Source organism: Streptomyces sp. NPDC040622 (genome assembly GCF_055593965.1).
The window spans coordinates 145943-160700 of record NZ_JBVIXD010000007.1; the positions used below are offsets into that span (position 1 = coordinate 145943).

Here is a 14758-nt window from a genome sequence, read left to right on the forward strand (position 1 = left end):
CGCGGAACGTTACCGTATCGCGATCAGATGACCACTTCGACGCCCTCGCCGGGAGCTTTACCTGACGCCCGTTCGGACTCCAGAGCCTGCTGGAGGATGATGACCGCCGCGGCCTGATCGATGACAGACCTGCCCTTTTTGGACTTCACGCCGGAGGCGCGCAGGCCCTGACTGGCCGTCACTGTGGTCATCCTCTCGTCCACGAGCCTCACCGAAATGGGGGCCACCATGCGGGCGAGGTCCTGGGTGAACGCGCGGATCTTGGCGGCCGCCGGGCCCTCGCCCCCGTTGAGGGAACGAGGGAGTCCGACGACGATCTCGATGGGCTCGTACTCGTCGGCCAGCTGCTTCAGCCGACGCCGGGCCGCCGGGACGTCACGCCCCGGCACCGTCTCCACCGGCGTGGCCAGGATCCCGTCGGGGTCGCACGAGGCAACCCCGATCCGGGCGTCACCGACGTCGATGGCCAGACGCCGGCCCCTGCGCATGCCCTCGGTCATCAGGCCGTCTCGGTGACGAGGCGCTCGACGGCGGCGATGGCGTCCGGGACGGCCGCCGCGTTCTGGCCGCCGCCCTGGGCGACGTCCGGCTTGCCGCCGCCACCGCCGCCGAGGGTCTTGGCGGCCGTGCGGACGAGGTCGCCGGCCTTGAGACCGCGCTCACGTGCGGCCTCGTTGGTGGCGATGACCGTCAGCGGGCGGCCGTTGGCCGTGGTGAACAGGGCCACGACGGCGGGGCGGTCGCCCGGGATGCGGCCGCGCACGTCGAGGACCAGCCGGCGCAGGTCGTCGGCGCCCGTGCCGTCCGGCACCTTGCCGGTGACGACGGCGACGCCGCGTACGTCCTTGGCGGAGTCGACGAGACCGGCGGCGGCCTGGAGGACCTTCTCCGCGCGGAACTTCTCGATCTCCTTCTCGGCGTCCTTCAGCTTGGCGAGCATGCCGGAGATCTTCTCGGGGAGCTCCTCGGGACGGCCCTTGACCAGCTCCTGCAGCTGGGCGACGACCGTGTGCTCCTTGGCGAGGAAGTTGTACGCGTCGACGCCGACCAGCGCCTCGATGCGGCGCACTCCGGAACCGATGGAGGACTCGCCGAGCAGCTTGACCAGACCCAGCTGGGCGGTGTTGTGGACGTGCGTACCGCCGCACAGCTCCTTGGAGAAGTCGCCGATCGTCACGACGCGCACGCGCTCGCCGTACTTCTCGCCGAACTCGGCGATGGCGCCCTGCTTCTTGGCGTCGTCGATCGACATGACCTCGGCCTGGACGTCCAGCTCGCGCGAGAGCACCGCGTTGATCTTCTGCTCGACGTCCGTCATCACGGCCGTGGGCACGGCGGACGGCGAACCGAAGTCGAAGCGGAAACGGCCGGGCTGGTTCTCCGAACCGGCCTGGGCCGCCGTCGGGCCGAGCGCGTCGCGCAGCGCCTGGTGCGTGAGGTGCGTGGCGGAGTGCGCGCGGGCGATGGCGCGGCGGCGGTGGTCGTCGATGGACGCCCACACCGGGGCGCCGACGGTGATCTCGCCGACCTGGACGACACCCTTGTGGACGTGCACGCCGGGCACCGGCTTCTGCACGTCCCGGATCTCGACGACGGCACCGCTGTCCAGACGGATGCGGCCGGTGTCGCCGATCTGGCCGCCGCCCTCGGCGTAGAACGGGGTGCGGTCCAGGACGATCTCGACCTCGTCGCCCTCGGTGGCGGCGGGCGAGGAGACGCCGTTGACCAGCAGGCCGACGATCTGCGCCTCGTTCTCCGTGAGGGCGTAGCCGGTGAAGTCGGTGGCGCCGGAGGCGTCCGCGATCTCGCGGTAGGCGTGCAGGTCGGCGTGGCCGGTCTTCTTGGCCCTGGCGTCGGCCTTGGCGCGGTCCCGCTGCTCCTTCATCAGGCGGCGGAAGCCGTCCTCGTCCACGGAGAGGCCCTGCTCGGCGGCCATCTCCAGGGTGAGGTCGATGGGGAAGCCCCACGTGTCGTGCAGCAGGAACGCCTTGTCGCCGGCGAGGACCTTGCCGCCGGCGGCCTTGGTCTCGGTGACGGCGGTGTCGAGGATGTTCGTGCCGCCCTTGAGGGCCTTGAGGAAGGCGGCCTCTTCGGCGAGCGCGACGGTCTCGATGCGCTTGCGGTCGGTGACGAGCTCCGGGTACTGCAGGCCCATCGTGTCGATCACGACGTCGACGAGGTCCTTGACGACCGGACCCGTGGCACCCATGAGGCGCATGTTGCGGATGGCGCGGCGCATGATGCGGCGCAGAACGTACCCGCGGCCCTCGTTGCCGGGCGTGACGCCATCGCCGATGAGCATCGTGGACGTACGGATGTGGTCGGCGACCACGCGCAGGGAGACGTCCGAGCCGTGCTCGGCGCCGTAGCGCACACCGGTCAGCTCGGTGGCCCTGTCCATGACGACGCGCAGGGTGTCCGTCTCGTACATGTTCTGTACGCCCTGCAGGATCATGGCGAGGCGCTCGAGGCCGAGGCCCGTGTCGATGTTCTTCGAGGGGAGCTCGCCGAGGATCGGGAAGTCTTCCTTCCCGTCGCCCGCGCCGCGCTCGAACTGCATGAAGACCAGGTTCCAGATCTCCACGTAGCGCTCGTCGTTGACGGCGGGGCCGCCCTCTTCGCCGAACTCGGGACCGCGGTCGTAGTTGATCTCGGAGCACGGGCCGCAGGGTCCGGGCACGCCCATGGACCAGAAGTTGTCCTTCTTGCCCAGGCGCTGGATGCGCTCGGCCGGGACGCCGACCTTCTCGCGCCAGATCTGCTCGGCCTCGTCGTCGTCGAGGTAGACCGTGATCCACAGGCGCTCGGGGTCGAGGCCGAAGCCGCCGTCGGCCACCAGGCTGGTCAGCAGCTCCCAGGAGAGCGTGATGGCGCCCTCCTTGAAGTAGTCGCCGAACGAGAAGTTGCCGCACATCTGGAAGAACGTGCCGTGGCGGGTGGTCTTGCCGACCTCTTCGATGTCGGGCGTGCGCACGCACTTCTGCACGCTGGTGACGCGCGGGGCGGGCGGCTTGACCTCACCCAGGAAGTAGGGCTTGAAGGGCACCATGCCGGCGGGGACGAGGAGCAGAGTCGGGTCGTCCGCGATGAGCGACGCCGAAGGGACGACGGCGTGGCCGCGCTCCTCGAAGAAGCTCAGCCAGCGGCGGCGGATTTCAGCCGACTCCATCAGTGGTCCTCATTCCGGTCGTACGAGTGCGTCGTGTTCTCGACGTACTGCGTCTTCTTGTCGATCGTGTTGCTCTTGTTGCTGTTGTGGTTCTCGATGACCGCGAAGCGGCGCTGCACGGGCAGCTCGGCGTCGGGGTGGTCCTGCAGCCCCAGCACCTCGCCCAGTTCGGCCTCGCGCTCGGCCATGCCGTCGCGGATGTCGAGCGCGAAGTCCTTCAGGCGGTGCCCCGTCTCGATGGCCTTGTTCGCCGCCTGCGCGGCGAGGCTCTCGGGGGTCAGCTGCTTGAGCTTGCGGTTGACCTTGGTGGTGGCCCATACGCCGGCGGCTGCGCCCGCGGTGAACCAGAACGTACGGCGGAACATCGCTGCGTCAGTCCCTCTTACTCCGGTTGGCCCGCTTGGTCCTTCGTGCGGACGGGACGGTGCGACCCACGATCACCGTACGACGGGACGGCTTGGGGGGCATTTCCTTTGCGGCGGGGTCGGCCTTGCGGCTGATGGCCCTGCGTACGCCGTAGCCGAACGCGGCCACCTTCACGAGCGGGCCGCCGAAGGTCGAGGCGACCGTCGTGGACAGCGCCGACGCGTTCGACGTGACTTCCTGGACGTCGGAGGCGATGGCGTCGACACGGTCGATCTGCGTCTGCGCGGAGCGCACCGCGGTGGAGGCGTCGGCCAGCAGGGGAACCGCCTGCTCGGTCACGTCCGCGACGAGCTTGGTGGTCGCCCTGAGCGTCTGGGCCAGCCTCGCCAGTGCCACCGCGAGGAAGGAGACCAGGATCGCCCAGAAGACGGCCACCAGGACCCCGGCAACCTCTCCACCGGACACTTGGCACCGCTCCCTGGATCTCGTCCCTGAACTTCGTCCCTGAACATCGAAAAGTCGTCCTCCGACCCTATCGCGCCGGGGGCGCCGCTCCGCACCGGATTCCCCTTCGCCATGGCGGGAGTTGCGCGAAGTGATTGTACGGACCGCATACGAATGAGTACGCTCCGTACCCCATGCGACCTTCTCAGCCCGGCAATCTCCCCCTGGAGCTCAACGCCTTCGTCGGGCGCGACGTCGAACTCGCCGAGCTGGCCACCGCTTTGGAGGCCGGCCGCCTGGTCACGGTGACCGGGGTCGGCGGGGTCGGGAAGTCCAGGCTGGCCGTGCGCGCCGCGTCGCGGAGCAGACTGCGCGACGGTGCCTGGCTGGTGGACCTCACGGCGCTGCGCGACCCGGACCTGCTGGACCACGCGGTCGTCGAGGCCCTGGAGCTGACCGACCACACGAAGCGGCCACCGCGCGAGGTGCTGCTCGCGCATCTCGCCGAGCGGGAACTGCTCCTCGTCCTGGACGGCTTCGAGCACCTCGTCGACGCCTGCGCCGCCCTCGTCCGCGAGTTGCTGGTGCGCTCCCCCGGCCTTCGGGTGCTCACCGTGGGGCGCAGGCCGCTGGAGACCGAGGGCGAACGGCTCATGCCGCTCGCCCCGATGCCGGGGCCGGACTCGGCCGCGCTCTTCCTCGACCGGGCGACGGCCGGGCTGCCCGGCTTCGCCCTCGACGACGACAACCGCGCGGACGTCATGGAGCTGTGCCGCCGCCTGGACGGGATCCCGCTCGCCGTGGAGCTGGCCGCGGGCCGGCTGCGGGCCCTCTCCCCCGCACAGCTGCTCGCCCGGCTCGACGACCGGTTCCGGCTGCTCACCGGCGCCCGGCGCGACACGCTGCCGCGCCACCAGACGCTGCGCACGGCGATCGGCTGGAGCCATGAGCTGTGCGCGCCGCGGGAGCGGTTGCTGTGGTCGCGCCTCTCGGTGTTCGCCGGGCAGTTCGACCTGGAGGCGGCCGAGTACATCTGTGCCGGTGACGGCCTTCCCGCCGACGACGTGCTCGACGTCCTTGACGAGCTCCTCGCGCAGTCCGTCGTGACCCGCGAGGAGTGGCCCGCGGGCGTGCGCTACCGCATGCTCGACACGGTCAGGGCCTACGGCGCCGACTGGCTGGAGGCGGCGGGCGAGAGCGCCCGCATGCGGCGCAGGCACCGCGACTGGTACATGGGGCTCGCCACCTGGTGCGAGCTGGACTGGTTCTCGCCGCGCCAGCCGGAGGTCGCCGCACTGGTCGACGCCGAACTGCCCAACCTGCGCGCCGCGCTGGAGTTCTGTCTGACCGAGCAGGACGAGGCGCACCTCGGCCAGTACCTGGCGGGCACGCTCTGGTTCTACTGGGCGGGCTGCGGTCGGCTCGCGGAGGGCAGGCACTGGCTCGACCGGGCCCTGGAGCTGGACGGCGGCCACGACGATTCGCGGCTGAAGGCGCTGTGGGTGCTCGGCTATGTGGCGGTGCTGCAGGGCGACACGGTCGCGGCCCTCGCCGCGCTGCACGAGTGCCGTGACGGCGCGGAGCGCACGGGTTCGGCGATCGCCACGGCGTACGCGGAGCACCGCATCGGCTGTCTCGCGCTGGTCACGGACGATCTGCCGCGCGCCGAGACGCTGCTGCGTTCGGCGCTGGAGCAGTACCGGGAGATCGGCGAGCTCAACAGCAACGTCCTGATGGGGCAGGCCGAGCTCGCCATGGCGCTGGCCTTCCGCGGCGATCTGGCCCTCGCGGTGGAGCTGTGCGAGGACGTCCGCCGGGTCTGCGAGGACCACGGCGAGCGCTGGACCCTCGCGTACGCCCTCTACGTCCTCGGTTACGCGGCCTGGACCCGTGGCGAGGCGGGCACGGCGCGGGAGCTGCTCACCGAGTCGCTCGATCTCGACCACCGTTTCCACGACCTGCTGGGCACGGTCCTGTCCATCGAGCTGCTCGCGCTGTTCACCGTGACGGAGGGCGATCCGGCGGAGGCGGCGGTGCTGCAGGGCGCCGCGTCCCGCATCTGGAGCTCGGTGGGGCTGCCGCTGTTCGGCTCGGTCCACTTCGGCGGGCCGCACGCGGTGTGCGAGGAGCGGGCCCGCGAGGCACTCGGCGAGGCGCGGTACGAGGAGTGCGTGCGGGCGGGGGCGGGGCTCGGTCTGGACGCGGCGGTGGCGCGGGCGCTGCGCTCCGACCCCGGAAACGAGCGAACCCGCCGCCTGCCCCGCCAGGAAGGGCGGGGAGGCGACGGGCTGAAGCAGGGTGAGCTACGTCCGGGTCAGCGGGCGTAGTACTCGACGACGAGCTGCTCGTCGCAGATCACGGGGATCTCCTTGCGGTTCGGGTCGCGGTCCAGGCGGAAGGCCAGGGCCTTCAGGTTCACCTGGAGGTAGCGCGGGGTCTCGCCGTCGGGGGCGAAGCCACCCTCACGCGCGACCTGGAACAGCGGCTTCTCGCGGCTGCGCTCGCGCACCATCACGACGTCGTCGGGACGGACGCGGAACGACGGCTTGTCGACCTTGCCGCCGTTGACCTCGATGTGGCCGTGCACGACCATCTGGCGGGCCTGGTAGATCGTGCGGGCGATGCCCGAACGCAGAACCAGGGCGTCGAGACGACGCTCCAGCTCGATGACCAGGGCCTCACCGGTCTTGAGCTGCGTCTTGGACGCACGCTCGTAGGCACGGACGAGCTGGCGCTCGGAGAGGTCGTACTGCGCGCGCAGACGCTGCTTCTCGAGCAGACGGACCTTGTAGTCCGAGTTCTGCTTGCGCCCACGGCCGTGCTCGCCCGGCGGGTAGGGGCGGGCCTCGAAGTACTTGACGGCCTTCGGGGTCAGCGCGATGCCGAGGGCACGCGACTTCTTGACCTTGGGGCGGGACTGGTTCGGCATGAACCAACCTCTCTGTTCTTAAGTGACATCGGCTTCACCAGTGGTTAGGGGAGGTCGCATCCGCAGCCTGGGAAACCTCATGAGCCATGGCTCGTGAGGCAGCCGCTCCCTGGTCTGGGCACTATGTGCAGCACGCGAGTGGCCCACCGACCGATTCCCGGACTCCGGGTGGTGGTGGGCTGCCCGCGACACCTTCGACGGTGCGCGACGCTCCTGGAGATCCCCGGCCCGAGGGCCTGGGCTCCGGCTGGATGTCCCGTTCTGGTGGTGATCGGTACGAGACCGTTCACGGGACGCAGCACTTCGGGCAAGTGTACCGGGTGTGGCGAGGTGCCCCGGCCACGGGCCGCCGGGCGGATCAGCGGCAGGTGCCGAGGAGGTCCTGGAGGGCGAGCTTCTCGGGGGCGGTGACCGTCAGCCCGTACTTCGCCTTGATCCCGGTCCAGCGGCGCCCGTACTCGCACCAGTATTCCTTGCGGGGCGGCTTCCACTTGTCGGGGGTCTGGCTGCTCTTCCGGTAATTGGTGTCCTTGTCGGCGGCGAGCAGGACGTCCAGGTCGTTGGCGAAGGTGAGGCGCCGCTGCGGGGTCCAGGCCCAGGCGCCGGCCCGCCAGGCGGCGCCGAGGGCGACGACATGGTCGGTCTGGATCTGGGAGGCACGGCGGTAGAAGTAGGGCAGTTCCTTGCCGGTGTAGGGGTCCATCAGGGTGCCGGAGAGGACGACGCAGGGGTTGCGGTCGCCCTCGCGCAGGTTCTTCAGGTCCCGGCGCAGCACGTCGTCACGGGTGTCGCAGCCGTTGCGCCCGCCGGGGGCGTCGGTCTCGTCCGACCAGCCCACGCCGAATGCGGAGCGCTTGTACGTCTGCCAGTTCTCGCCCCGGGCGACGGTGAGGCGGGCCAGCTGGTCGCGGGCCCGCTCGACGGAGGGCGGGAAGCCGGCACTGGCGAGGGGGACCTTCGACGCCGGGGAGGGCTGCGAGGTCGTCGGCATCGCGCTCGCCCCGGAGGGCTCGGCCGTCTCCGTGGCCGACGAGCGGCGTGCGGCGCCGCGCTCCAGCTGCGGCGGGGTGCAGGCAGTGGCGAGGGCGGCCAGGACGATGAGCGCCCCCGTCGCTCCTGTGGCCGCTGTGCGCATGCCGCCGAGCGTAGGCGGCGGGGGCGGGGCCCGCCTGTCGGCGGCCGGAACGCTAGCTCTCGGGCTGTTCGCCCTTGAGGCGGGCGCGGACCCGCTCGACCACGTCCGCGTACCGCGCCTCGGCGCCGTAGCGCGTGGGCTGGTAGTAGCGCTTGCCCTCGACGGTGTCCGGTGCGTACTGCTGGGCGGCGATGCCGCCGGGGACGTCGTGGGGGTACACGTACCCCTGGGCGTGGCCGAGCTTGGCCGCGCCCTTGTAGTGGCCGTCGCGCAGGTGGGGCGGGACGGGTCCGGCGAGGCCGCCGCGGACGTCGGCCTGGGCCTGCTGGATGGCGATCGTCGCCGCGTTCGACTTCGGGGCGAGGGCCAGGGCGATCGTGGCGTGGCTGAGGGTGAGCGCGGCCTCCGGGAAGCCGATCATCGCGACGGCCTGGGCGGCGGCGACGGCGATGGGCAGGGCCGTGGGGTCGGCGAGGCCGATGTCCTCGCTCGCGGAGATCATCAGGCGCCGGGCGATGAAGCGGGGGTCCTCGCCCGCCTCGATCATGCGCGCCAGGTAGTGCAGCGCCGCGTCCACGTCCGAGCCGCGGATGGACTTGATGAGGGCGCTCGCCACGTCGTAGTGCTGGTCGCCGTCGCGGTCGTACTTCACGGCGGCCCGGTCGACCGACTCCTCCAGGGTCTGGAGGGTGATCTCCTTCTCGCCCTTGGCCAGGGCCGAGCCGGCGCCCGCCTCCAGGGCGGTCAGCGCGCGCCGGGCGTCACCGCCGGCGATCCGCAGCAGGTGCTCCTCGGCCTCCGCGGGCAGCTCGACCGCGCCGCCGAGGCCCCGCTCGTCGACGAGGGCGCGGCGCAGCAGACCGCGCAGGTCGTCGTCGGTGAGCGGTTCGAGGGTGAGCAGCAGGGAGCGGGACAGCAGCGGGGAGATGATCGAGAAGTACGGGTTCTCGGTGGTCGCCGCGATCAGCGTGACCCAGCGGTTCTCCACGGCGGGCAGCAGGGAGTCCTGCTGGGCCTTGCTGAAGCGGTGGATCTCGTCGAGGAAGAGGACGGTCTCCTTGCCGTGGCCGCCCATCGCCCGGCGGGCGCCGTCGATGACCGCGCGCACCTCCTTGACGCCCGCGGTGATCGCCGAGAGCTCGACGAAGCGCTTGTTCGTGGCCTTGGAGACCACGTACGCGAGGGTGGTCTTGCCGATGCCCGGCGGGCCCCACAGGAACACCGAGGACGGTCCGGCCGGGCCTCCGCCGCCCTCGCCGACCAGGCGGCGGAGCGGCGATCCCGGCTTCAGCAGATGCTGCTGGCCGACGACTTCGTCGAGGGTGCGCGGGCGCATCCGGACGGCCAGGGGACTGCTGGACGGGTCCTTCTCCTGGCGGTCTTCGGCAGCGGCGGTGAACAGGTCGGGCTCCACGTCGAGAACCCTATGTCACCCCACTGACAATCCGTCCTGGCCCCGGTCAGGACCAGAGGTCGGCGCCCCAGCGGGTGAGGATCAGCATCGCGATGACGCCGATGTGCATCACGGGCAGCGCCCAGGTGAAGTCCGCGAGGAAGCTCTTGGTCCAGCGGGGCGCGGGCAGGAATCCGGCCCGGATGTTGAAGGACGTGACGTACCAGAACATCAGGATCGTGGCGGCCCAGGCCAGGCAGCACCACAGGCAGAGCGCGTTGATGTGGTAGAGCGACTGGATCATCAGCCAGGTGCAGAATCCGACGCCGAAGAGCGTGCCCGCGTTGAACGTGAGCCAGTACCAGCGGGGGAAGCGGGCGCGGGCGAGCAGGCTCATGCCGACGCAGACCACGATGCCGAAGGTGACCAGGCCCAGCATCGGGTTCGGGAAGCCGAACGCCTCGGCCTGCTCGCTCTTCATGATGCTGCCGCAGGCGACGACGGGGTTGATGCTGCAGCCCGGCTGGAAGTTCGGGTCCTTCAGGAGCTCGAACTTGTCGAGCGTGATCACCCAGGAGGCGAGCAGACCGGCCGCGCCCGTGATCACCAGCAGCAGGGCGAGCGCACGGCTGCCGCCGACGGCACCGGGAGCGTCCGTGTGCTCCTGGTCGTCGTCCAGGGCGTCGTCCTTCGCTGACATCGTTTTGCTCATCACGCCGTTCCGTCGCTCGTGGTGTCCGGGCACGCACATTGTGCCGCACGCACCCGGCTGCCCACCGTTCGATGGACATAAGGATGGACATAAGAAGGTACGCACGAAGGATCCGCGCCGTTCGGTTCCGGTACGGGAGATGCGCGAAGGCGCCGGCCCGACGGGAGACCCGTCGGGCCGGCGCCTTCTGCAGATACCTGCCGCGGAGCCCTCAGCCGAGCTTCGCCGTCAGCACCGCCACGATCTCGTCCACGGCGACCGCCTCCTGCTCGCCGGACTCCATGTCCTTGAGCTGGACGACACCCTCGGCGAGGTCGCGCTCGCCGGCCACGACGGTGAAGCGCGCACCGCTGCGGTTGGCGTTCTTCATCGCTCCCTTGAGGCCCTTCCCGCCGTACGAGAAGTCCGCCGCGACCCCGGCCCTGCGCAGCTCCGTCACCTTGGCGAAGAGCACGCGGCGCGCCTCATCGCCCAGCGGCACCGCGAACACGCTGGTGGACGCGGGCAGTTCCAGCTCGACGCCCTCCGCCTCCAGGGCGAGCACGGTGCGGTCCACGCCGAGCGCCCAGCCGACCGAGGGCAGCGAGGGGCCGCCGATCATCTCGGACAGGCCGTCGTAGCGGCCGCCGCCGCCGACCGCGGACTGCGAGCCGAGGCCGTCGTGGACGAACTCGAAGGTCGTACGGGTGTAGTAGTCCAGGCCGCGGACCAGCTTCTCGTCGTCCTCGAACGCGACGCCCGCCGCCGTGATCAGCTCGCGGACCTGCTCGTGGTACGCCTTGCACGCGTCACACAGGTAGTCGCGCAGCGAGGGCGCGCCCACGAGCTGCTTCTGGACGTCGTCCCGCTTGTCGTCCAGGACCCGCAGCGGGTTGATGTCGATGCGGCGGCGCGTCTCCTCGTCGAGCTCCAGGCCGCGCAGGAACTCCTGCAGCGCGGCGCGGTAGACGGGACGGCACTCCTTGTCGCCCAGCGAGTTGAGCAGGATGCGGAAGTCGCGCAGGCCGAGGGCGCGGTACGCCTGGTCGGCCAGGATGATCAGCTCGGCGTCGAGCGCCGGGTCCTCGGCCCCGATCGCCTCGGCGCCGACCTGGGAGAAGTGCCTGTAGCGGCCCTTCTGGGGGCGCTCGTAGCGGTAGTAGGAGCCCGAGTACCAGAGCTTGACGGGGAGGTTGCCCGCCTTGTGGAGGTTGCCCTCCAGGGCCGCGCGCAGCACGGAGGCGGTGCCTTCGGGGCGCAGCGCGAGCTCGTCGCCGCCCTTGGTGGTGAAGGCGTACATCTCCTTGGTGACGATGTCGGTGGACTCACCGACACCGCGCGCGAACAGCTCGACGCTTTCAAAACCGGGCGTCTCGATGTAGCCGTAGCCGGAGTTGCGCAGCGGCCCGGCGATCGCCTCGCGCACCGCGAGGAACTTCGCGGAGTCGGGCGGCAGCAGGTCGTACGTGCCCTTGGGGGCCTTGAAGGTGCTCACGGAATTCTCTCGTCACATTCCTCGTCGCGGGGCGGACGTGTCGTCCGCGCCCAGGCCGGCGGCCACCTGCCGCAGATACGGGTTGGTGGCGCGCTCCTGGCCGATGGATGTCTGGGGGCCGTGGCCGGACAGCACCACGGTCGAGTCGTCGAGCGGCAGGCACACGCGGGCCAGCGACTGGAGGATCTCGGGGTGGCTGCCGCCGGGCAGGTCGGTGCGTCCGATGGAGCCGGCGAACAGCAGATCGCCCGAGAAGAAGACCGAGGGGACTTCCTGGGTCTCGGGCATCCGGAAGGTCACCGACCCCTTCGTATGGCCCGGCGCGTGCGCGACGGAGAAGTCGAGGCCCGCCAGCTTCAGCCCCGCGCCGTCGGACAGCTCCCGCAGGTCGTCGGGCTCCCCCACCGTCAGCTCCCCCATGAGCGGCATCCCGATGGAGCGGCCGAGGGCCTTCTCGGGGTCGCTCATCATGTACCGGTCCGAGGGGTGGATCCACGCGGGCACGTCGTGCGCTCCGCAGACCGGGACGACCGAGGCGACGTGGTCGATGTGGCCGTGGGTGAGGATGACCGCGACGGGCTTGAGCCGATGCTTCTTGAGCGCGTCCTCGACTCCCTGGGCGGCCTGGTGGCCCGGGTCGATGATCACGCACTCCTCGCCTGCGGCGGGGGCGACCACGTAACAGTTGGTGCCCCAGGCCCCGGCGGGGAACCCGGCAATGAGCACGATCGTCCTTCGTTCGTCGTCCGGCGGGCGGCACCGCGGCCCCCGGCGGGGAGAACGCGGCAGATCAGAGCCTACCGGCGCTCCCGATTCCACAGGTAACCCATATACGGTACGGGGCACACTCTGGCGGGTACCGCACGCGGTCCCATGAGAAGGGGAGAGAACCCGGTGGTCAGCAACGAGCAGCGGCGGCGGCAGCTCGCCCGGGAGAAGATGGCGCGCCAGCACGAGCGGCGGCAGGCGGCGCGGCGCAAGGCGCGGATGCGCAACGCGGTGATCGCGGGAGCGCTCGCGGTGGTCGTGGCGGGCGGCGCGGTCTCGTACGCGGCGGGCGCCTTCGACAGCGACTCGGAGGACAGGGCCGGCGCCAAGCCCTCCAGCACGCCCAAGGACCCGTGCAAGGGGGCGGCGCCGGGCAAGGTGAAGCCGCTGAGCTTCAAGAAGGAGCCGGCGCTCGACATCGACAAGTCCGCCGACTACACGATGAACCTCAGGACGACGTGCGGCGACATCGGCCTCGGCCTCGACGCCGCGAAGGCCCCGCACACCGTCAACTCCTTCAACTTCCTGGTCAACAAGGGCTATCTCGACCACACGAAGTGCCACCGCCTCACCACCGGCGGCATCTACGTGCTGCAGTGCGGGGACCCGAAGGGCACCGGCGAGGGCGGCCCCGGCTACTCGATCCCGGACGAGAACCTGAAGGACAAGCGCCTGAAGGGGAACGTGTATCCGGCGGGCACGGTCGCCATGGCGAACCAGTACAACGCCCAGGCGAAGAAGGGCCGGAACACCGGTGGCAGCCAGTTCTTCCTCGTGTACCAGGACAGTCAGCTGCCCCCCGACTACACACCGTTCGGGACCATCTCCGACGCGGGGATGAAGGTGCTCAAGAAGATCGCCGCCGCTGGTGAGAGCAGCGGGAAGGGCGACGGCGCCCCGAACGCGACGGTCGTCGTCGACAAGGCGACCGTCACCAAATCCTGAGTGCCGCCGGGCAAACTTCGGTCGCGCGGGATGCGGACAGCCGCCCCGCCGGTCGCCTATGTTGGCGGAGACGAAACTGTGGACGATGCCGGGGGCCCCGAGGCCCTGCGCAGGCATCATGTGGAGGAGGCGCTGTGAGCAGCGACCCGTGGGGCCGCGTCGACGAGACGGGGACCGTGTACGTGCGTACGGCCGACGGCGGCGAGCGAGTGGTCGGTTCGTGGCAGGCAGGATCTCCTGACGAGGCCCTCGCCTACTTCGAGCGCAAGTACGACGGTCTGGTCGTCGAGATCGGACTTCTCGAGCGCCGGGTGAAGACGACCGACCTGTCCGCCAAGGACGCCACGACGGCCATCGACCACCTGCGCCAGCAGGTGGACGAGGCCCATGCCGTCGGCGACCTGGCGGCCCTCGGGCAGCGGCTCGACAAGCTCGTGGAGAGCGTCGACGCCCGCCGCGAGGAGCGCAAGGTCCAAAAGGCCAAGCAGTCCGACGAGGCCCGGCACGCCAAGGAGGCCCTGGTCACCGAGGCCGAGGAGCTGGCCCAGAGCGAGCAGTGGCGGGCGGCCGGGGAGCGGCTGCGGGCGCTGGTGGACACCTGGAAGGGTCTGCCTCGGCTCGACCGCAAGTCGGACGACGAGCTGTGGCACCGCTTCTCGCACGCCCGCTCGGCGTTCTCCAAGCGCCGCAAGGCGCACTTCGCGTCGCTGGACGCGCAGCGCGAGGACGCCCGCAAGGCCAAGGAGAAGCTGGTCGGCGAGGCCGAGGCGCTGTCGAACTCGACGGACTGGGGTCCCACGGCAGCGCGCTACCGCGAGCTGATGACCGACTGGAAGGCCGCGGGCCGCGCCCAGCGCGAGCACGAGGACGACCTGTGGAACCGCTTCCGCGGCGCCCAGGACGTGTTCTTCGCGGCGCGCAGCGCGGTCTTCGCCGAGCGCGACGCCGAGCAGGGCGAGAACCTCAAACTGAAGGAGGAGCTGGCCGCCGAGGCGGAGAAGCTCGTCCCGGTGACGGACCTGAAGACGGCGCGTGCCGCCTTCCGCTCCATCAACGAGCGCTGGGAGGCCATCGGCCACGTCCCGCGGGACGCCCGCCCGAAGGTCGAGGGCCGGATGCACGCGGTGGAGCGGGTCCTGCAGGAGTCCGAGGAGGCCGAGTGGCGCCGGACGAACCCGGAGGCACGCGCGCGTGCCGCGGGTCTGACCGGCCAGCTGCAGGCTGCCGTGGACAAGCTCCAGGGCCAGATCGAGACCGCTCGCGCCGCGGGCAACACCTCCAAGGCCGACAAGCTCCAGCGGGAGCTCGACGGCCGCCAGGCGCTGCTCGACCAGGCGCTGAAGGGCCTGCACGAGTTCGGCGGCTGAGCCTCACGTCCTGTGACGGCCCGGAGCGCTTTGCCGCGCTCCGGGCCGTCGTGCGT

13 protein-coding genes are annotated in these 14758 nt (G+C 70.8%); 3 read left to right on the forward strand and 10 right to left on the reverse strand.

What is annotated here, in order from left to right; all coding sequences use genetic code 11:
- Positions 1–23 precede the first annotated feature (23 nt).
- From ruvX to ACZ592_RS21180, 4 genes are read right to left on the reverse strand one after another with little or no spacing between them, the layout of a single operon-like run.
- Positions 24–500, reverse strand: a complete 477-nt coding sequence (ruvX, locus tag ACZ592_RS21165; RefSeq protein ID WP_361168937.1) for a Holliday junction resolvase RuvX — start codon at positions 498–500, stop codon at positions 24–26.
- A complete protein-coding gene (gene alaS / locus ACZ592_RS21170; RefSeq protein ID WP_471583132.1) occupies positions 500–3169 on the reverse strand; it encodes an alanine--tRNA ligase in 2670 nt (889 codons plus the stop codon). Before alaS ends, ruvX begins: the two co-directional genes overlap by 1 nt.
- Entirely contained in the window at positions 3169–3534 is a 366-nt protein-coding gene (locus ACZ592_RS21175; RefSeq protein ID WP_471583133.1) for a DUF6167 family protein, read from the reverse strand. Before ACZ592_RS21175 ends, alaS begins: the two co-directional genes overlap by 1 nt.
- Before the next feature lie 7 nt (positions 3535–3541).
- Positions 3542–4000: a DUF948 domain-containing protein gene (locus tag ACZ592_RS21180; protein ID WP_471583134.1), complete on the reverse strand. Its 459-nt coding sequence runs from the start codon at positions 3998–4000 to the stop codon at positions 3542–3544.
- Positions 4001–4173: 173 nt separating this feature from the next.
- On the opposite strand from ACZ592_RS21180, the gene ACZ592_RS21185 reads away from it, so the two are divergent.
- On the forward strand, positions 4174–6306 hold the full coding sequence (locus tag ACZ592_RS21185; RefSeq protein WP_471583135.1) for an ATP-binding protein: 2133 nt from the start codon (positions 4174–4176) through the stop codon (positions 6304–6306).
- Here the strand turns inward: ACZ592_RS21185 and rpsD are convergent.
- The 6 genes from rpsD to ACZ592_RS21215 all read right to left on the reverse strand — a co-directional run bounded on the left by rpsD (position 6294) and on the right by ACZ592_RS21215 (position 12348).
- Complete coding sequence (gene rpsD / locus ACZ592_RS21190) at positions 6294–6908, reverse strand: 30S ribosomal protein S4 (RefSeq protein ID WP_055543665.1); 615 nt, start codon at positions 6906–6908, stop codon at positions 6294–6296. The genes ACZ592_RS21185 and rpsD overlap by 13 nt on opposite strands.
- Positions 6909–7266: 358 nt before the next feature.
- A complete protein-coding gene (locus ACZ592_RS21195) occupies positions 7267–8043 on the reverse strand; it encodes an HNH endonuclease family protein (RefSeq protein ID WP_471583136.1) in 777 nt (258 codons plus the stop codon).
- A gap of 52 nt (positions 8044–8095) precedes the next feature.
- Positions 8096–9457 carry a replication-associated recombination protein A gene (locus tag ACZ592_RS21200; protein WP_471583137.1) on the reverse strand — a complete coding sequence of 454 codons (1362 nt, stop codon included), beginning with the start codon at positions 9455–9457 and terminating at the stop codon, positions 8096–8098.
- Positions 9458–9503: 46 nt separating this feature from the next.
- Positions 9504–10148 carry a vitamin K epoxide reductase family protein gene (locus ACZ592_RS21205; RefSeq protein WP_471583138.1) on the reverse strand — a complete coding sequence of 215 codons (645 nt, stop codon included), beginning with the start codon at positions 10146–10148 and terminating at the stop codon, positions 9504–9506.
- 211 nt (positions 10149–10359) lie between these two features.
- Entirely contained in the window at positions 10360–11622 is a 1263-nt protein-coding gene (gene hisS / locus ACZ592_RS21210) for a histidine--tRNA ligase (protein ID WP_471583139.1), read from the reverse strand.
- A gap of 12 nt (positions 11623–11634) precedes the next feature.
- Positions 11635–12348 carry an MBL fold metallo-hydrolase gene (locus tag ACZ592_RS21215; RefSeq protein WP_471583140.1) on the reverse strand — a complete coding sequence of 238 codons (714 nt, stop codon included), beginning with the start codon at positions 12346–12348 and terminating at the stop codon, positions 11635–11637.
- A 168-nt stretch (positions 12349–12516) separates the two neighbouring features.
- On the opposite strand from ACZ592_RS21215, the gene ACZ592_RS21220 reads away from it, so the two are divergent.
- Together ACZ592_RS21220 and ACZ592_RS21225 are read left to right on the forward strand one after the other, a co-directional pair.
- The gene (locus tag ACZ592_RS21220; protein ID WP_471583141.1) at positions 12517–13335 is read left to right on the forward strand and encodes a peptidylprolyl isomerase; all 819 of its coding nucleotides are present in this window, start codon (positions 12517–12519) and stop codon (positions 13333–13335) included.
- Between the two features lie 134 nt (positions 13336–13469).
- Positions 13470–14702, forward strand: coding sequence for a DUF349 domain-containing protein (locus ACZ592_RS21225; RefSeq protein WP_471583142.1), 1233 nt, complete (start codon positions 13470–13472; stop codon positions 14700–14702).
- Positions 14703–14758 lie beyond the last annotated feature (56 nt).